16 protein-coding genes are annotated in these 17769 nt (G+C 60.9%); 12 read left to right on the top strand and 4 right to left on the bottom strand.

The genetic code is table 11. From position 1 onward, the window contains the following. The first annotated feature begins 2 nt into the window (after positions 1 to 2). From B0G73_RS05085 to B0G73_RS05055, 7 genes are all read left to right on the top strand, one after another. Positions 3 to 1007 (top strand): ABC transporter permease, encoded by a 1005-nt coding sequence (locus B0G73_RS05085; RefSeq protein ID WP_106278517.1) that lies wholly within the window; start codon positions 3 to 5, stop codon positions 1005 to 1007. A gap of 285 nt (positions 1008 to 1292) precedes the next feature. Beyond that, positions 1293 to 2225, top strand: coding sequence for a ribokinase (gene rbsK / locus B0G73_RS05080; RefSeq protein WP_106278515.1), 933 nt, complete (start codon positions 1293 to 1295; stop codon positions 2223 to 2225). Between the two features lie 121 nt (positions 2226 to 2346). Further along, a complete protein-coding gene (locus B0G73_RS05075) occupies positions 2347 to 3450 on the top strand; it encodes a nucleoside hydrolase (protein WP_106278513.1) in 1104 nt (367 codons plus the stop codon). A gap of 484 nt (positions 3451 to 3934) precedes the next feature. Then, positions 3935 to 5605 carry a CHASE2 domain-containing protein gene (locus B0G73_RS05070; protein ID WP_106279142.1) on the top strand — a complete coding sequence of 557 codons (1671 nt, stop codon included), beginning with the start codon at positions 3935 to 3937 and terminating at the stop codon, positions 5603 to 5605. Positions 5606 to 5607: 2 nt separating this feature from the next. Further along, positions 5608 to 5988: a hypothetical protein gene (locus B0G73_RS05065; protein ID WP_106279140.1), complete on the top strand. Its 381-nt coding sequence runs from the start codon at positions 5608 to 5610 to the stop codon at positions 5986 to 5988. A 74-nt stretch (positions 5989 to 6062) separates the two neighbouring features. Next, entirely contained in the window at positions 6063 to 7697 is a 1635-nt protein-coding gene (locus B0G73_RS05060; protein WP_258193179.1) for a M48 family metalloprotease, read from the top strand. Positions 7698 to 8036: 339 nt separating this feature from the next. Next, positions 8037 to 8297, top strand: coding sequence for a hypothetical protein (locus B0G73_RS05055; RefSeq protein ID WP_106278509.1), 261 nt, complete (start codon positions 8037 to 8039; stop codon positions 8295 to 8297). 18 nt (positions 8298 to 8315) lie between these two features. Here B0G73_RS05055 and B0G73_RS05050 read toward each other — a convergent pair whose 3' ends face one another. From B0G73_RS05050 to B0G73_RS40395, 3 genes are all read right to left on the bottom strand, one after another. Further along, positions 8316 to 9653, bottom strand: coding sequence for a HAMP domain-containing sensor histidine kinase (locus B0G73_RS05050; protein ID WP_106279138.1), 1338 nt, complete (start codon positions 9651 to 9653; stop codon positions 8316 to 8318). A gap of 106 nt (positions 9654 to 9759) precedes the next feature. After that, positions 9760 to 10494, bottom strand: coding sequence for a TetR/AcrR family transcriptional regulator (locus tag B0G73_RS05045; RefSeq protein ID WP_106279136.1), 735 nt, complete (start codon positions 10492 to 10494; stop codon positions 9760 to 9762). Positions 10495 to 10618: 124 nt separating this feature from the next. After that, a complete protein-coding gene (locus B0G73_RS40395) occupies positions 10619 to 10774 on the bottom strand; it encodes a hypothetical protein (RefSeq protein WP_181196497.1) in 156 nt (51 codons plus the stop codon). Between the two features lie 233 nt (positions 10775 to 11007). Here B0G73_RS40395 and B0G73_RS05040 point away from each other — a divergent pair, with 233 nt between their 5' ends. The 5 genes from B0G73_RS05040 to B0G73_RS05020 all read left to right on the top strand — a co-directional run bounded on the left by B0G73_RS05040 (position 11008) and on the right by B0G73_RS05020 (position 16521). Then, entirely contained in the window at positions 11008 to 11214 is a 207-nt protein-coding gene (locus B0G73_RS05040) for a hypothetical protein (RefSeq protein ID WP_106278507.1), read from the top strand. 319 nt (positions 11215 to 11533) lie between these two features. Next, entirely contained in the window at positions 11534 to 13045 is a 1512-nt protein-coding gene (locus B0G73_RS05035) for a sugar ABC transporter ATP-binding protein (RefSeq protein ID WP_106278505.1), read from the top strand. 17 nt (positions 13046 to 13062) lie between these two features. Next, positions 13063 to 14088 carry an ABC transporter permease gene (locus B0G73_RS05030; RefSeq protein WP_106278503.1) on the top strand — a complete coding sequence of 342 codons (1026 nt, stop codon included), beginning with the start codon at positions 13063 to 13065 and terminating at the stop codon, positions 14086 to 14088. Positions 14089 to 14173: 85 nt separating this feature from the next. Continuing rightward, positions 14174 to 15112: an ABC transporter substrate-binding protein gene (locus tag B0G73_RS05025; RefSeq protein WP_106278501.1), complete on the top strand. Its 939-nt coding sequence runs from the start codon at positions 14174 to 14176 to the stop codon at positions 15110 to 15112. A 110-nt stretch (positions 15113 to 15222) separates the two neighbouring features. After that, the gene (locus tag B0G73_RS05020; protein ID WP_106278499.1) at positions 15223 to 16521 is read left to right on the top strand and encodes an L-fuconate dehydratase; all 1299 of its coding nucleotides are present in this window, start codon (positions 15223 to 15225) and stop codon (positions 16519 to 16521) included. Positions 16522 to 16591: 70 nt separating this feature from the next. Here B0G73_RS05020 and B0G73_RS05015 read toward each other — a convergent pair whose 3' ends face one another. Continuing rightward, on the bottom strand, positions 16592 to 17662 hold the full coding sequence (locus tag B0G73_RS05015) for a rhodanese-like domain-containing protein (RefSeq protein WP_106279134.1): 1071 nt from the start codon (positions 17660 to 17662) through the stop codon (positions 16592 to 16594). Positions 17663 to 17769: the final 107 nt, after the last annotated feature.

Below are 17769 nucleotides of genomic sequence, written 5' to 3'. Positions count from 1 at the left end.
GCATGACCGTTGAAACCAGTCTGCCTACACTGCAGAACGAACCACCCAAAAACGCAAAGCCACTTGGCACGCGACTCGGATTGTCGAACTACCTTGGATTGCTCGGCGCGCTCCTCGGGATGATCGTGCTGTTCTCGCTGCTGAGTTCGCACTTTCTGACCTACGACACGTTCAGCACGATCGCCAACCAGATTCCCGATCTCGTCGTCATGTCGATCGGCATGACGTTCGTGCTGATCATTGCCGGCATCGATCTGTCGGTCGGCTCGGTGCTGGCGCTCGGTGCGGCGCTCACGAGCGTCGCGGCCCTGCAATGGCATTGGCCGGCGCTGCCCGCGGCCTTGCTCGGTATGGCGGGCGCGACGCTGACCGGCTGTGTGACCGGCGCGATCACCGTGGCGTGGCGGATTCCGTCGTTCATCGTGTCGCTCGGCGTGCTGGAAGCCGCGCGCGGTCTCGCGTATCAGTTGACCAACTCGCGCACGGCTTATATCGGCGATGCCTTCGATTTTCTCTCCAACCCGGTGGCGTTCGGCATCTCGCCGGCTTTCATCATCGCCATTGTGGTGATGGTCGCCGCGCAGTTCGTGTTGACGCGTACCGTCTTCGGACGCTATCTGGTCGGTATCGGCACGAACGAGGAAGCGGTGCGGCTCGCGGGCGTCAATCCGCGGCCTTACAAGATCGCGGTGTTCGCGATGATGGGACTGCTCGCCGGCCTGGCTTCGCTGTTTCAGATTTCACGGCTCGAGGCCGCGGATCCGAATGCCGGGCAGGGTATTGAATTGCAGGTGATCGCGGCGGTGGTGATCGGCGGAACGAGTCTGATGGGCGGGCGCGGTTCGGTGACGAGCACATTCTTCGGCGTGTTGATCATTTCCGTGCTGGCTGCCGGTCTTGCGCAGATCGGCGCGACCGAGCCGACCAAGCGCATCATCACGGGAGCGGTGATTGTCGTGGCTGTCGTGCTGGATACTTATCGAAGCCGGCGTCGTCGCGCCGGGTAATTGTGAACGTCGCGTGGATGGTCAGCAGCTTTGCATGGGACCGGAGGAAGTGCTGAAGGGCTAACTCTGGTCGACTGCTTTGCATGGGGCCGGAGTAAGTGCTAAAGCACTAACTCTGGTCGACCGCGTTGCATGGGACCAGAGTAAGCGCTGAAGCGCCAACTCTGGTCGACCGCGTTGCATGGGACCAGAGTAAGCGCTAAAGCGCTAACTCTGGTCGACCGCGTTGCATGGGACCAGAGTAAGCGCTAAAGCGCTAACTCTGGTCGACAGGAGAAAATTAAAGTGTCAAAAGAAACGAAGCAAGGCCGGGTGCTGGTAGTGGGCAGCATCAATACGGATCTCGTCGCGCGCGCGCCGCATTTGCCGCGCCCCGGTGAGACGATTGGCGGACATGAGTTCTCGCAGGTCGCCGGCGGCAAGGGCGGCAACCAGGCGGTTGCGGCCGCGCGCATCGGCGCGCAGGTGGCCATGGTCGGATGCGTCGGCAAAGACGCGAACGGTGCGCAGCGGGTCAAGGATCTGGAAGCTGAAGGGATCGACTGCAGCGGCGTGGAGATCCACCCGGGCCAGCCGACCGGTGTCGCCATGGTGACGGTGTCCGATGACGGGCAGAACACGATTGTCGTGGTCGCCGGCAGCAACGGCGAACTCACGCCGGAAAGCGTGGCTCGCCATGAAGCTGCCGTCAAGGCTTGCGATGTCGTGGTGTGCCAACTGGAAACGCCGTGGGATTCTGTTCACGCAACGCTCGCGCTCGCTCGACGGCTCGGCAAGATCACCGTGCTGAACCCGGCGCCGGCGACGGGGCCGTTGCCGGCGGAATGGCTGCCGCTGGTCGACTATCTCGTGCCCAACGAGGTCGAGGCGGCCATTCTGGCCGGCCTGCCGGTCGAATCGCAAAGCGGCGCGCGACGCGCGGCGACGGAGTTGCAACAGGGCGGGGCGCGCAATGTGATCGTCACGCTCGGCGCGCAGGGCGCGTATCTGCTGGTGGAAGGCGGCGAGGGCATGCATTTCCCCGCGCCGCAGGTGCAAGCGGTCGATACGACGGCGGCCGGCGACACTTTTATCGGCGTCTTTGCCGCGCAACTCGCCTCACGGCAGCCGCTGGAAAGCGCGATCAGCCTCGCGCAACGCGCGGCGTCGATTTCCGTGACGCGCGCGGGTGCGCAGCCTTCGATACCGACACGTGCGGAAGTCGACAGCGCAGCCTGACACGGATGCCGTTTGTGACATGAGGCGCTCCGGATTGCCACTTTTGGTGGCTCGACGTTGATTTATCGGCACCATCTCACGATGGTGTTCCCTTGTTAATCACGCTCTCCAATGGACGAACATGAAATCACAATACGTAGGCATGCTGATGATGTCGCTGGGACTGGCTGCGTGCGGAGGCAGCATATCGACCACTGATCCTCTCGCCAATGCGCCGAAGGTCATCATCGATTCAGACTTCAACACGATGGGCGACGACGGCCAGCTTTTCGCCATGACCACGCAGTTGATGGGGCAGGGCAAGGTCAATCTGCTCGGCCTCACCGTCGTTACCGGCAACGACTGGTTGCTGCAGGAAGAGTCCGATGCGCTCAAGGCAGTGGAGCGGATGGGCGTGCAGAACGTCGTGGGTGTGTACGGCGGCGCCCGTTATCCGTTGCAATACGACGTAGCGAGTATTCGCGCGCAGCAGGCCGCCAATCCGAACGGCTACTTCGGCGCGTGGAGCCGGCCCGAGCCGACTCAGCAGTCTCAACTCGTTGCGCCGCCGGACGGGTTCGCGGCGTCGACGAAACTGCAGGCACAGGGCGCGGCGGATTTCATGATTCAGACCATCAAGCGCTATCCGAACCAGGTCACTATTCTGGAGGTCGGGCCGCCCACTAACCTTGCCACGGCGATCATGAAGGCGCCGGAGATCGTGCCGCTGATCAAGCGGATCGTCTACATGGGCGGCGCAATGGCGGTGCCGGGCAATGCGAATGCCGTGGGAGAACTCAACTGGTGGTTTGATCCGCTGGCTGTGCGCACGGTATTGCAGACGTCGATTCCACAGGCCGTGATTCCGCTCGATGTGACGAATACGGTGCCGCTGACACAAAGCGTGTATGACCAGATCGTCAATAATCCGAGCAAGCAGACGGCGGTGACGAAGGCGTATGGGATTGCCAATGCCGGGGCGTTCGCAAGTAATACCGATCTGTTCGATACGTTGACGATCGCGTATTTTCTTGATCCCGCTTACGCTACGCAAACAAAGAGTGCGTATCTGGATATCGATACGACGAGCGGTGAAGATCAGGGGCATGTGAAGGTATATCCGGACCAGCCGGCGGCAGGAGCTTCGCCGCAGAAGATCACTTATGTCACCCAGTTTGATAACAACCGGTTTTTTGGTCTTTATGTGGATCTGCTGACAAGGCCAGTGCCGATTGCGTTGCCGTGAGCGTTTTGAGCAGTTGGCGTTGTTGGCATGACGCATTCCCGGTCGGGCCCAACGGACAATTTCTTCTGGGCCTGGCGCCATCTCTTGCCGCGTAAAGCGGATCGCGACTCATCAATAGTCGTTATCCGCCAGGTCTTAATCCATTCCCGAAAGTCGAATTCACGCGGAGCGAAAGTTCCGGGCGGCGTTCGCATAGCTGTGCAATGCGCGCGATGGCGGCGAACTGCTAAATAACGGCTGAAGTTCCCTGAGTGGGACTTTCCAAAGCCGCCTTGAAGAAATGGCAAAATCTTAGTCATCCAGACGAAAAAAATTATAAGCACGTCTCGCGTCCGCCTTTGTTCATACGTAAGAAATTGAGGCTAAAGAAACGAATGACCGCGTCGCCTCGCGTTTACCCGGTGAAAAATAAACTAACGGAAGGGTTAATGGTTTTCTAGACTCCTTTTTGTTGTTTCGTTTCAATGACACTTCGGGCCGGACGATGGCGACGCACGAGAACGATCCTGATCCGAAAGACAAGAAGCGGGAGGGAATCGACTGGATACATTTGTTTGGGCGCGCGGCGCTATCCGTTGTGTTAGGTCTCCTGCTTGCCGTCGTGGTGCCGTCACGTTTAATTGAGGAAATGGGCGCACAGACCATGGCACGCTACGCGGCGCCGTTCTCAGGCTATCTTTTTGATTCCGATCGTAGAAATAACGTGGCCGCGGATTGGGCCAAGTGGAATGAAAGGGAGATCACGGTGCTCGTCATCGACCGTGAAGCGCTCATGGCGCACGGCGAAGGCTGGCCCGCCCGTTACCCTTTTTATACCTGGCTCCTGAGTTATTTCAAGGACAATCCGCCGCGCGGTCTTTTCATCGACGTGATTCTCTCGCAGTCCAGGAATGAGGAATACAGCAGTTGCGGTAAGGACGTTGGGCTAGGCGGGCTGGAGCAGGCCAAAGCCGAGTCGTGTCATTACGCCAACGACACGCAAGATTTCGCGGATTTCAAAAAGGCTATCACGTGGCTTACATCACACGGCATCAAAGTGTTTCTGGCTGCTCGCCGGGATGACGACAACACGCTGGTAACGAACGTGCCGCTCGACGACGATGCCGAGTTGAAGTCTTTAACGCGCGTTGGTGTTGAATTTTCTGCCCATTCGGTGGACCGGATCGCGTGGACGTATCCCCTTTTCTATCCCGCCAGGCACGGCGAAACCGGCCAAACCGGGCCTTCGAAAAACGATTGTCCGGTGAGCGCGGCCGTTGCGATTTTCAACGAGGTGTACCACGGCGCGCTAGCCCCAACGTGCAAGGAGGCCAGTTTCATGTCGATTACATGGCCACTCGATACGGCAGCCGACGGTCTGCTATGGCACGAGTCACCGGACGAAGAGAGCGAGGCCCGCAGCCGGCTATGGTCGTTCCTCCGCGTGGATCGCGGGGACGGTGACGAGGAGATGTACTGCACGTCGAGTGATAGCCAGTCGAAACTTTTGTGGCGCGCCGAGATACGCGCGTTGCTGCGGCAGACAAGCAGACCACTCTGCGTGCACTATCGGACGATCCACGCGAGCCAGTTGGCGCGCATGACACCCGACGAGCGGAAGGAAGCGTTCAACAAACACTTGGTGATGATCGGCACATCGTTCGCTTATTCCAACGACCTTATCCTCTCGCCGCTGCAGGAGCGGATACCCGGCGTATTCCTGCATGCCGTCGCGCTCGACAATCTCCTGAGCCGGGGCGACGAACTGGAGAAAATCGAAACCTGGGAGCTTGATCGTCAAACGTCCGCCCGGAGGTGGTGCAAGGTTTTGATGCTGGGCGTGGTCGGCTTCGGCCTGATCTTCTTCACCGTGTTTCTCAAGAAAGAGGCGAGGAAGAGGTTTACAAGGTTCCACCGCGAGCGCACGCATTGGAGAAAACCTCTGCATTTGCACTGGTGGGCCGCGAAGGGCGTGACCGCTGCCTTCAATATCACGTTGTTCGTTACCAGTTTTATCGTGCTCGTGGCATTTGGCGTCCTGATGATCTTGCTCGGCAACTGGATGCTAGTCCCGTTCCTTCTTATTTCGCATGTCCTCGCTTGCACTATCGCAGTCGAATGGCTCGAGTGGAGCGAGCATTTGTTCAATTGGATCACCGACAGCAAGGAGGATTGATCGTGAATAAAGTTCGAGATATCAAGCCGCTGCGCAGACACGCTTCCCTGGCCGCGACGTCGCTCGCGGTGATCGCGGCAACCCTCGGCGACGTTGCCGCTGCCGATGATCAGCCTTATATCTATGCGCCGCAACCTGGCGCGACGGTGAAGCTGTACAACTCGCCCGGCGACAAGGACAGTGCAATGGACGCCCCGAGTTTGCCTCTTCACGCAACGGGCCCTTCGCAACATCAGTTCTATCCTGTGACAGTCAATGGCCGGCCCTATTGGGTGAACGGCATGGATGTCAAGGTCGGTCGTAAAGCGCAGGCGCAATGCAGTGAGTCGGCGGGTGTTCAGTCGGCCGCGACTCTTGGCGCCGCCACCAACCGGTGCCAATAATCATGCCCACCGGACGGCGCTACTTCTGTGGTGCATGCGCGAGTCTTCTACTCGGCGCATGCGCGGACGTCAAAATGCCAGGCGCAATATCGAACCTGAACATCGGCGGCGGCTCCGCGAAAGGACCCACCCTCGACACCGTCGGGTCGATTCCGCCGCCACCCGCGCGCGATTGGCCCGACATCAAACTCGACCTGATGAACGCGCGAGCCGACGGCTGGGGTCTCGTTCCCATGCCCGAGATGGAGGCATATCTCAACGGCCTGCTCGCCACGATCAAGAAAACCGCGGGCACGCCGACTTATCCGGGCTCCGTGCATATCATCTCCGAGACCGGACTCAACGCAAACTCGAGCGCGGGCGGCAATATCTTCGTGTCGATCGGCTGGTTGCAGTCAGCCGAATCGGAGGACGAGATATTTGCGATCCTCTCTCACGAGTTCGGGCATATCTATCTCAACCATCACGCGATTTTTGACGCGCGCACAGCCGGTGACACATCGCTTGCCATCGTGTCGCTCGCCTGGACAGTGACGAACAAATCGCCGACGTCGAACGCGTGGACCGGTGTGGACAATATCGCTGTGGTGCAGACGCTCGGCACACGCGTGTTGTTCCCTGCCTGGCAACGCAACGTCGAAGAACAGGCAGACCGGTTCGGTGCGACGATCAGCCTGCGTTGCGGCTATTCCTACGTCGACGGTTTCAAGGCTTTCTTCGAACGCGTCATTGCATACGATCAGGATGCCAAAGCACGCCGGAAGAAGCTGCACGAAAAGCAACTGCAAGCAGGGCGAGAGAAGGCCGGACAGCAGGCCGCGGCGCAGGCGCGTACTCAGCCTATCGCGCCGGCTGTCGGCGGCGGTGCAGCGCAAACGGTGAATCAGCTCAGCAGCATTGGCGAACTGCGCGACGCGGTCGCACAGTACACGTCCGCGCGTGCGGGCGCGCAGGCGAGCGTCGCGGAAAATCTCTTCGACGCGCGTGCGGTCATCGACGATCAGATCGCGGCGCAACTCGAAACTTTGCATGACGATCACGGCGATCCGGCCGCTCGCGAGGATAACCTGACCGCACTCGTGCGCCCGATGCTTGGCGACAAACTGCCCGATGCACGGACAGGGCCTTGGAATGCAGCGCGCAAGCGTGGCTCCACGCCGCTCATTCTGGCCCACTACAAGGCCATATCCGACATGCAGGATCTGCAGGCGGCGGGCAACTACTCGCAGGCGCTGCAGGTGGCTCTGACGGTCGCATCCGGTCCCACGGCGGACCATGCCTATCCCGTGTTCCTGTTGTCGAATCTGATGACACTTTCGCGGTCGGCGCCGCCGGATACGCAGGCGCAGGTGCTGCGGCGCAACCTGGCTTCACGCGACCGGTCGTGGGCGGTGCAGACCAACCTTGCCAGCCGCATCGGACAAAAAGACCCAAAGCAGGGCGAGGCATTCTTGCTGCAACAATTCGATTACTTCGGCCGGACGTCGGTGACCTGGCCTAACGTGATCTCGTGGTATCGCGAGCATGGCGATATGAACCGCGCCAAACAGTTGGCTACCACTTGTTGGACAGAGCATCCGGAAATGCGTGCTGCCTGCGTCGCCGCTTCGCAGGCGCCCGCGCAGAAGAAGAGCGACGATCAGGCCGGTGGGTTCAGTAAGGCGTTCGACAAGATGCTGGACCAGGCTAAGGGGCTGTTGCCGAAGTGAGGGGGCGAATGGGTTTGTCGCTCGATACCTTCGTCGGCGCAGCGCAGTCTCCTGGCGCGATCATTCCCGGCATCGCGGTGCCCGCCGCTCCGATGCCAGTCCACACCGCGTAGCCAGTTCCCTGGCGGCGTGCGAAGCAGGGCAAAGCGGGTCACTCGAACTTCCTCATTCAGCGCTAATTCTGGGCGCGCAATATGTATTCGTGGCTGGCCGGGGTACTTCGTAAAGAACCGCCGTTCAATTGGCAACGGAGTCGCGAATAACCGGCCAACAACTTCGCGATAGCGCGAGCCGTATTCCATACCCAGAATGAAGTGGGAATTTCGAAGGAGAAGGACCATGAACAAGTTTTTGCGTAACACACTGATCGCCGGCATGATCGCTTTGCCGACTGCGGCGTTCGCACAGTCCGCCGCGCCGATCGACGAAATGCAGGTCGAAACGGTGGCCTATGAAGTGATCGGTATCGATTCGCCGCAGATGTCGGCGCATACGGCTGCGGCTCTCGGCAGCGACGGCACGCATGCGAGTACAACCCCCGCTCAATGGTTGCATCCTGGCTATGACGTAGGCCTGAAGTCGATTTACTTGCGTCACTGAAACCGGATATGAAACGCATCAACCGGCACCATCCGGCTCGATCGGTAAACTGACCGTCGCAACGATGCCGGACTGCCCGTCATCCCGATTGCGCAGCGTGACCGTCCCGCCGTACCGCGTGACAATCGCTTTCACAATCGATAGCCCGAGCCCACTGCCTTCAATGTCCGTATTGGCGCGAAAGAACCGATCGAACACGCGGGGCAGCAGGGTTTCGTCGATACCGAAGCCGGTGTCCTTCACTTCGACAGAGACCATGCCGTCGTGCACGCGAGTCGACAAATCGATCGTGCCGCCGTCGGGCGTATAGCGAACCGCATTGCTGACGAGGTTCTTGATCACGGTGCCGATGTCGAGTTCGATTGCGCGCACGTTGGCGCTGACCATTTCGTTCGCGCCGATATCGATGCCACGCTGCATGGCAATCGGCAGCACGTCGGAAATAGCGTTGACGACGGCGGCCGCGACATCGACGCTGACCATGGCCCGTGTCAGCGATTGACCGACCGGCGGCGCGTCCGCGCGCGCGAGCCGCAGCAACTGCGAAATCAGATTGCTGCTTCGGGTGATACCGCCCTGGAGCGCGCGAAACCGTTCCTGATTACTGGGCACAATGTCGCGTTGCAGATTATCGGCCTGCAATTGCAGCGCCGTGAGCGGCGTGCGCAACTCGTGCGCGGCGTCGGAAATGAATTTGCGTTCACTCTCGATAGAGCGGGCAAGCCGCTCTATCATCAGATTGATCGAGCGGATGAAGGGCAGCAATTCGGTGGGTACGCGTGCGAGCGGCAGCGCCTGCAGATGGTTCACATCGATAACGCGGACTTCGTTGCCAAGCCGGTTCAGTTCCCGCAACGAATGACTCACGACGAGGATAACAGCGGCCCACACGAGCGGAATGAACACGACGATCGGCCAGAGCGTCTTCGTCGCGGCGGTCTCCTCGATCTCTTGACGTACTGAGAGGCGTTGCGCGACCTGCACGGTCTGAGCGCCGTCGCGAGCCGTATAGATCCGCCACCCTTCGCCATTCACTACCGGCGACGTGAAGCCCGCGGCCGCATCGCGCGGCAGGAGCAGCGATGGCTCAGTGGTTCGCACCGGCTGCGTCTCGCCATCTTTCCAGATGACGATGAAAATATCGCGCGCGTCTTGCGATCCGCGCGCCGGAACCTTCGGAATGCCTTCGCCGAAACCGATTCGCAAACGCGATGCGACCTGTTCCATGCGCAGGTCGAGCACCGCGCTCATGCCGGCCACGCAGAACTGGTAGGAGCTGACGCCCTGCAGAATGGCGAACAGGCTCACCACGGCGCCAATTGCGATAACGAGCTGGTTGCGGAGCGATTTGAGCATGTAGGTGGGCGACAAGAGGAACGAGTGACCAAAACGCGAGAGCGCGCGCCATTGCGGCATTAACGTCAGGGTGGGCGCTCCGGCATTGCGACGTGAGGGCTCCCGCTCATTTTCGGCCTTTGCCTGCGGGGTCGGCGGGAACGATCTGGACGTGCTCGATCGCGGCTTCCACCAGATCTTCGGCGCTGCGTATTCCGTCGGCGGATGCGGCCAGCGCATTCAGGCGGCCGTCGATGAGAAGCAAAGCCAGCCCGTGAACGTACGCCCACGCCGCGGTCATGGCAATGGCCTGAGCCGCAGTGATTCGGCCTGGCGAGAATCTATCTTCCTCGGCGCGGTCGGTGGGCGCGCTGACTACGCCGGCCAGGGCGCGCGCGGACGCTAGCCGCGCCTGCACGAGGGCAGGGCGCGCCGCGTCGAGCATTTCGCTGCGCGACATGAGGTGCAGCAAATCTGGATTGACTACCGCAAAGCTCACGTAGCCGCGGGCGATGGCTTTGCGCCGCGCCTGGCCCGCTTCGATACCGTGTGCCTGCGCCGCCATCGTCGCGGCGAGCCGCCGGTGTCCGCTGGCGGCGAGTTCGCTCAACACGCCGGCGGTGTCGCCGAAATGATGCTGGGGCGCCGTATGCGATACGCCGGCTTCACGCGCAATGGCGCGCAACGTCAAGCCGCGAATGCCGTCGCGCCGTAGCACGATCTCCGCCGCTTCAAGCAGCGCATGGGGCAGCGCGCCGTGATGATAGGGTTTCTCGCGTGACGCGTGGTCGGCTGAGGTTTTAGCGGGGGCTGCGGCTTTAGGTGAGGTGGACGTCTTGCGGCGTGACGTTGCTTCTTTCATGGTTGCTGGTCGCGAGCAGTATTTTTCCAATGAAAAGATATAGTGGCCGGCTGATACGGAAAAGTCAAAGACGAGCGAGCGCATCACGTCGCGGGCCATGTTGTTCCAGTCGGGCAAGATAGAGTTACAGCGGTAAGATCCGGCCGGCATCGCGATGTTTGACGACATGCCGGTGTGTCTCGCCGGCCACGCCGACCAGCAACAGAAAGATCGAACCGGTGGCCGCGGCACTCGCGCTCGCCACCGAGATATCTATGAGCCATTCAAGGAAGTCGGCCATGGGTCGTCCCCTTCGTTACCATGGCGATGATCGTATCGGGCTTGAATTAGTGGCGAATTAGCACGGCGTCGGGCTAACGTATGCTTCGCGCCTGACGAGCGCGATACCGCGAGCCAGGCCGTGCGTCGCCAGACGGCCTGGACCATTGCCGGCCGACCTGGTAGCATCACGCGCAGAGACGCCGTGGCTAGTCGGCGGCCCTGCAACTCGCTGGACATCTGGATAGATTGGGTATGGAAAAGAAACGCTCGCGGATTCGCCGGGAAGCGCTGTGCCCGCCGATTGGCGCGCTGCTGCGCTATCAGGCGCGCATCGTACGCGTCGTGGCCGAAGCGCGCGGCCAACGCGCGATGATCGAATCGCTCGACACCACGGGCCGCACGTTTGTCAGCACCGTGAAATGGAACAGCCTGCGCGAACTCGGCGCCCAACTGTTCTGATAGCAAAGGCCGACGAATCGGCCTGAAATAAGCGGCAAATCAAATAGTGGGAAGCAGGCGTGCGGCGCATTGGCCTCGTGATATTAGGGAATGCCTAAGCTTGAGCCGGCGGCGTCCAGCGTCGTAAAATCGTCGCACATCGATTTGAGGGCCCAGCAATGCGTCTGGCTTCTCGTTGCGATTTTAACCGCGCCTTGCACCGCCCGTCTTTGCAGTCCGATACCCGGCGGCGCCCGGCCCGGCGGCGTTCCATGCTGTTTCAATCCGCTCCTCGCAATGAGGCTGGCGGCGTTCGCGGATTTGTCGTTCGATCCGCACCATGACCCCGCTCATTTCCGTCAAACGGCTCAGCAAGCGCTTTCCTGGCGTGAGGGCGCTTCACGAAGTCCAGTTCGAACTCATGGCCGGCGAAGTCCACGCGCTAATGGGTGAGAACGGCGCCGGCAAGTCGACGCTGATGAAAATCCTCGCCGGCGTGTACACACGGGATACCGGCGAAATTCTCTATGACGGACAGCCGGTCGATTTCCAGAGCCCGCGCGAGGCGCAGGCCGTGGGCGTCGGCATCATTCATCAGGAACTCCAGCTGATGAACCATCTGAGCGTCGCGCAGAACATGTTCATCGGCCGTGAGCCGCGCGGACGCCTCGGCCTGTTCCTCGACGAAGACAAGCTCAACTCACAAGCTCACGACATACTCGCCCGCATGCACGTGACTCTCGACCCGCGCGCGGTGGTCAGCACGCTCACTGTCGCGCGGCAGCAGATGGTCGAGATCGCCAAGGCCTTGTCGTTCGATTCGCGCGTGCTGATCATGGACGAACCGACCTCGGCGCTGAACGACGCCGAAATCGCCGAGCTGTTCCGCATCATTCGCGAGCTGAAGAACCGGGGCGTCGGAATCATCTATATCTCGCACAAGATGGATGAGCTGAAGCAGATTGCCGACCGCGTCACCGTGTTGCGCGACGGGGAATATGTGGCCACGGTCGCGGCGAAAGACACTACCGTGCAAGCGATCATCGGCATGATGGTCGGGCGAACCTTGACCGACGCCGCGCCTTCCCAGCACATCCCCAACGAGGGCGAGGTCGCACTCGAAGTCACCAATCTGAATGCCGGCCCGCTGGTGAGAGACGTGAGTTTCGCGCTGCGCAAGGGCGAGATACTGGGTTTCGCGGGCTTGATGGGCGCCGGCCGCACCGAAGTCGCCCGCGCGGTGTTCGGCGCCGATCCGATCGAGTCGGGCGAGATCGTCGTGAAAGGCGTGAAGGCATCGATCAGGAATCCGAGCGATGCGGTGGCGCGCGGCATCGGCTATCTCTCGGAAGACCGCAAGCGTTTCGGCCTCGCTACCGGCATGAGTGTCGAATCGAACATCGTGATGTCCAACTTGCGCAAATTCCTGTCGCTGAATTTTTTCCTGCGCCGCGCGCAGATACGCAAGACCGCTGCCCATTTCATCAATCTGCTCGGCATTCGCACGCCTTCCGCGACGCAGGAAGTGCGGCTGCTGTCGGGCGGCAATCAACAGAAAATCGTCATTGCCAAATGGCTCGAGCGCGACTGCGACGTGCTCTTCTTCGACGAACCGACGCGCGGCATCGACGTCGGCGCCAAAAGCGAAATCTACAAGCTGCTGCGCGCGCTCGCCGACCAGGGCAAGGCAATCATAATGATTTCGTCGGAACTGCCGGAGATCCTGCGCATGAGCGACCGCATCGTCGTGATGTGCGAGGGCCGCATTACCGGTGAACTTTCAGCGGCTGGGGCGACCCAGGAGCGCATCATGCAACTGGCGACGCAGCGCGAACCCCTAAACGCGGCGTGAGCCTCGAGAGGTCTTTCATGACATTGCCATCGGATGCATCGGCGCTGGGTAATAAAAAGACGTTTTCGGGCCTGAGAGCCCGCGTTTTCACGCCGACCGCTTTGCAAAAGCTGCTGGCCTTCGGGAGCCTGATCCTGCTGCTGGTGTTTTTCAGCTTCGCGTCTCCCGCGTTCATGCAGATGGACAACATGCTCGGGATTCTGCAGGCAACGGCGGTAAACGGCGTGCTGGCGATTGCCTGCACGTTCGTCATCATTACCGGAGGCATCGACTTGTCCGTGGGCACGCTGATGACCTTCACCGCGGTCATTTGCGGCGTGTTCCTGACCTACTGGCATCTGCCGATGTGGACCGGCGTGCTGGCCGCGATCGGCACCGGGGCGATCTGCGGGACCGTTTCGGGCACGCTCACGGCGAAAATGAAAATACCGCCGTTCATCGCCACGCTCGGCATGATGATGCTGCTGAAAGGGCTGTCGCTGGTTGTCTCGGCCGACAAGCCGATCTATTTCACCGACACCGAAAACTTCTACATGATCTCGCAGGATTCGCTGATCGGCGACCTGTTGCCGAGCCTGCCCGTGCCGAACGCGGTCCTGATTCTATTTTTCCTCGCGGTGCTGAGTTCGATCACGCTCAATCGCACGGCGCTTGGCCGCTATACCTTTGCGCTCGGCAGCAATGAAGAAGCCGTGCGTTTGTCCGGTGTGAATGTCGACAGGTGGAAGATCGCCATTTACGGCCTGAGCGGAGCGATTTGCGGCATTGCCGGGCTATTGATCGCCTCGCGCCTGAATTCGGCGCAACCGGCCCTAGGCCAGGGTTACGAACTCGAAGCGATCGCGGCCGTGGTGATCGGCGGGACGTCGCTGAGCGGCGGCGCGGGCACGATTCTCGGCACGATCATCGGCGCGTTCATCATGAGTGTGCTGACCAACGGTCTGCGCATCATGTCGGTCGCGCAGGAATGGCAGATCGTGGTGACCGGTCTCATCATCATTCTCGCGGTCTATGGCGACATTTTGCGGCGCAAGAAAAGCTGACGCGGCACGGGACAGGATAAGGAATGGAGCGCCATAAGCTCCCCAACGGCTGAAGTTGATAGCCCATCTTAGGAGGAGAAACACCATGTTGAAAAGAAAACTAATCGGTGTCGTGGTCGGCGTTGGCGCTCTCATTGGCGGGACGAGCGTGACATACGCGGACACCTATATCCCGCTTATTTCGAAAGGGTTCCAGCATCAGTTCTGGCAGGCCGTCAAATCCGGCGCCGAACAGTCGGCGAAGGAGCACAACGTCAGGATCACATTCGAGGGGCCGGAAACCGAAGCCATGGTGGACAAACAGATCGACATGCTCTCGGCCGCGCTCGCCAAGAAGCCGCAGGCACTCGGCATCGCCGCGCTCGATAGCAAGGCGGCCATTCCACTGTTAAAGCGCGCCCAGGCCGGCAAGATACCCGTGATCGCTTTCGACTCCGGCGTGGACAGCGATATTCCGCTGACAACGTGTGCAACGGATAACCTCGCGGCGGCGGCCCTCGCTGCCGACAAGATGGCCGAGGCGATCGGCAATACCGGCGAAGTCGGCGTGATCGTGCACGACCAGACGAGCCGCACCGGCATCGATCGCCGCGACGGCTTCCTCAATGAAATGAAATCGAAGCACCCGAACATCAAGATCGTCTCGGTCCAATATGGCGGCGGCGACCATTTGAAGTCGGCGGAAATCGCCAAGACGATGATTCAGGCCAACCCCAATCTCAAGGGCATTTTCGGCGCGAATGAAGGCTCGGCGGAAGGTGCTGCAATCGGCGTCAAGGAATCGGGCAAGAAGCTGGTGCTGATCGGCTACGACTCGGGCAAGGAGCAGAAGGACGATATCAATTCGGGCTTGATGGCCGGCGCCATCACGCAGAACCCGGTCGGCATCGGCAAGTGCGTGGTCGACTCCGCGGTGAAGGCGCTGAAGGGCGAGAAGTTGCCGAAGAAAGTCGACACGGGCTTCTACTGGTACGACAAGACGAATATGACCGATCCGAAGATCGCAGCCGTGCTCTACGATTGATCGCCGCCGCCTGATGCGGCGAGAGGGAGGGGTCGCGGCGTCTTTTCGATGCCACGGCCCTCTTGGCTATTAGACCGAAGTCGATGGCTGTCGCAGAGGAGTGTGTTCAGATGCCCACGATCACCAGGCTGTCCGTCCGTGACATTCGGTTTCCCACCTCGCGTTCGCTGGACGGCTCCGATGCGATGAACGCCGCGCCGGATTACTCGGCCGCCTATGTCACGCTCGAAACCGATTCGCCCGACGCGCTCACCGGCCACGGCCTCACCTTCACGATCGGACGCGGCAACGAGATTTGCGTGGCCGCGGTCGAGGCGCTGGCTCCGTTGGTCGTCGGTAAAAGGCTTCAGGATATCGCCGCGAACATGGGCGCTTTCTGGCGCGTGTTGACGTCGGATAGTCAGTTGCGCTGGATCGGCCCGGACAAGGGCGCGATTCATCTGGCGACGGCGGCGGTCGTCAACGCGGCCTGGGATCTGTGGGCCAAGGCGGAAGGCAAGCCTGTGTGGAAGTTGCTCGTCGACATGAGCCCCGAAGAACTCGTGCGTTGCCTCGATTTCCGCTACGTGACCGATGCGATCACGCCGGAGGAAGCCATTGCGATGCTGCATCGCCATGCGAAGACGCGGGGCGAACGCGAAAAGGAAATGCTCGCGCAAGGCTATCCGGCCTATACGACATCGGCGGGCTGGCTCGGCTACGACGACGAGAAGATCCGCCGGCTCGCGCGCGAAGGCGTCGCGCAGGGCTGGACGCACTTCAAGCAGAAGGTGGGCGGCAATCTCGACGAGGACATGCGCCGCGCGCGCATTCTGCGCGAAGAAATTGGCGAAGGCCGCAAGCTGATGATGGACGCCAACCAGGTGTGGGATGTTGACGAAGCGGTAGCGAACATGCGGCGCCTCGCGGAATTCGATCCGTGGTGGATCGAAGAGCCCACGAGTCCCGACGACATTCTCGGCCACGCGGCCATCCGTCAACGGCTTCGGCCGATCGGCGTCGCGACCGGCGAGCACTGTCATAACCGGGTGATGTTCAAACAGTTGCTACAGGCGCAGGCCATCGACTTCTGCCAGGTCGATAGCTGCCGGCTGGGCGGTTTGAACGAGGTCATCGTCGTTCTGCTGATGGCGGCGAAATTCGGCGTGCCGGTGTGCCCGCATGCGGGTGGTGTCGGATTGTGCGAGTACGTCCAGCATATTTCGCTGTTCGACTATATCTGCGTGTCGGCCTCGCTGGAAAACCGAGTGCTCGAATATGTGGATCATCTGCATGAGCATTTCGTCGATCCGGTCGTGATCCGCAATGGCCGTTATATGCCGCCGCAGCGTCCGGGTTACAGCATCGAAATGCATGCGGCGTCGCTCGATGAATTTCACTTTCCGGAGGGGGCGGCGTGGAAGAGGTGAGACGGCGCTCGCCCCCTTGTTCGATAACTTGACGCGTCGCCGGCATGGAAGGCCTGCATTGACTACACCGCTATGCGCTGCCGTTCTCCACGACGCGGCCTTCCGCGCGCCAGCGCAGCATGCCGCCGGGAAGGTTGGCCACCCGTTCGAATCCGGCCTGGCGCAGCATGACCGTAGCTTGTGCCGAGCGTCCACCGGCCCGGCAAACCGTCACGATCGGGCGTTCCTTCGTCAGTTCCGCGGTCCGCCCGGCCAGCTCACCCAATGAAATGAGCCTGGCTGCGGGAATGCGTCCCAACGGTCCGTCGAACTCTTCAGGTTCCCGCACATCGACGATTTCGACCGCAGGCAGATTTTCCTCCAGCCACTGAGCGCTAATTTCCCAGATGCCGGCAAAGCTGCAGGTCAGCGGCGCCCAATCGGGCTCGCTCATCTGCGTGGGGACGCTCGCCGCGAGGCCGCATTTCAGGTTCGCGGGCACCGCTACGTCGATTTGCTTCGGATGCGGCAGGTGCAGGTTCGTCATGTATCCGGTGAAATCGTCTTCACACAGTTCGCCGCCGAGGCGTGGATTGAAGCGCCGCTCTTCGCCCACGCTCGTGACCGTCAAACCGCGATAGTCGTGAGCCGGGTAGAGCAGGCAGGCGGCGGGCAGCGTGAAAATCTGCGCATGCACCGCGCGAAACAGGGTGTGCGCGTCGCCGCGCTGGAAATCCGTGCGGCCCGTGCCTCGGATCAACAGGCAATCGCCGGTGAACGCCATGGTTTCGTTGTCGAGTACGAGCGTGATGCATCCATCGGTATGGCCCGGTGTCGCGCGTACCGTCAGGTATCTTGAACCGAACTCGACTTTGTCGCCGTGGCTCAGATAGCGGTCCGCGCCTTCGGCGCCGCTCGCCGCAGAAATCGCAATGCGGCTGCCTATGCGGCGATTCAGCATCCACGCACCGCTCACGTGATCGGCGTGGACGTGGGTGTCGATGGTATAAAGCAGATGCAAGCCGAGTTCTTCGATCAGCGCGGCATCCCTGCGCACCTGTTCGAATACCGGATCGACCAGCACCGCCTCTCGCGTCGTGCTATCGGCAAGAAGATAGGTGTAGGTAGACGATTGCTGATCGAATAGCTGCCGGAAGATCAACACGTTTTCGCTCCGCGGCCCGCTCCTGCGAGCGCTTAAGATGGCGGCCCATGCGGTGCCGCCGATTACCCCACAGGTAGCCCGGTTGGGCGCTGCCCCGCTCAGAA

It is taken from the genome of Paraburkholderia sp. BL25I1N1, assembly GCF_003002025.1.
In the GTDB taxonomy this organism is placed as follows: domain Bacteria; phylum Pseudomonadota; class Gammaproteobacteria; order Burkholderiales; family Burkholderiaceae; genus Paraburkholderia.
Note: the sequence above shows the minus strand (reverse complement) of the source record. Positions and strands in the feature narration are given on the sequence as shown.

Coding starts and splice junctions, on each gene's coding strand:
- B0G73_RS05085 (WP_106278517.1), top strand. CDS start 3: ATGACCGTTGAAACCAGTCTGCCTACACTGCAGAACGAACCACCCAAA.
- B0G73_RS05075 (WP_106278513.1), top strand. CDS start 2,347: ATGAAATCACAATACGTAGGCATGCTGATGATGTCGCTGGGACTGGCT.
- B0G73_RS05070 (WP_106279142.1), top strand. CDS start 3,935: ATGGCGACGCACGAGAACGATCCTGATCCGAAAGACAAGAAGCGGGAG.
- B0G73_RS05060 (WP_258193179.1), top strand. CDS start 6,063: ATGCCAGGCGCAATATCGAACCTGAACATCGGCGGCGGCTCCGCGAAA.
- B0G73_RS05055 (WP_106278509.1), top strand. CDS start 8,037: ATGAACAAGTTTTTGCGTAACACACTGATCGCCGGCATGATCGCTTTG.
- B0G73_RS05050 (WP_106279138.1), bottom strand. CDS start 9,653: ATGCTCAAATCGCTCCGCAACCAGCTCGTTATCGCAATTGGCGCCGTG.
- B0G73_RS05045 (WP_106279136.1), bottom strand. CDS start 10,494: ATGAAAGAAGCAACGTCACGCCGCAAGACGTCCACCTCACCTAAAGCC.
- B0G73_RS40395 (WP_181196497.1), bottom strand. CDS start 10,774: ATGGCCGACTTCCTTGAATGGCTCATAGATATCTCGGTGGCGAGCGCG.
- B0G73_RS05040 (WP_106278507.1), top strand. CDS start 11,008: ATGGAAAAGAAACGCTCGCGGATTCGCCGGGAAGCGCTGTGCCCGCCG.
- B0G73_RS05035 (WP_106278505.1), top strand. CDS start 11,534: ATGACCCCGCTCATTTCCGTCAAACGGCTCAGCAAGCGCTTTCCTGGC.
- B0G73_RS05030 (WP_106278503.1), top strand. CDS start 13,063: ATGACATTGCCATCGGATGCATCGGCGCTGGGTAATAAAAAGACGTTT.
- B0G73_RS05025 (WP_106278501.1), top strand. CDS start 14,174: ATGTTGAAAAGAAAACTAATCGGTGTCGTGGTCGGCGTTGGCGCTCTC.
- B0G73_RS05020 (WP_106278499.1), top strand. CDS start 15,223: ATGCCCACGATCACCAGGCTGTCCGTCCGTGACATTCGGTTTCCCACC.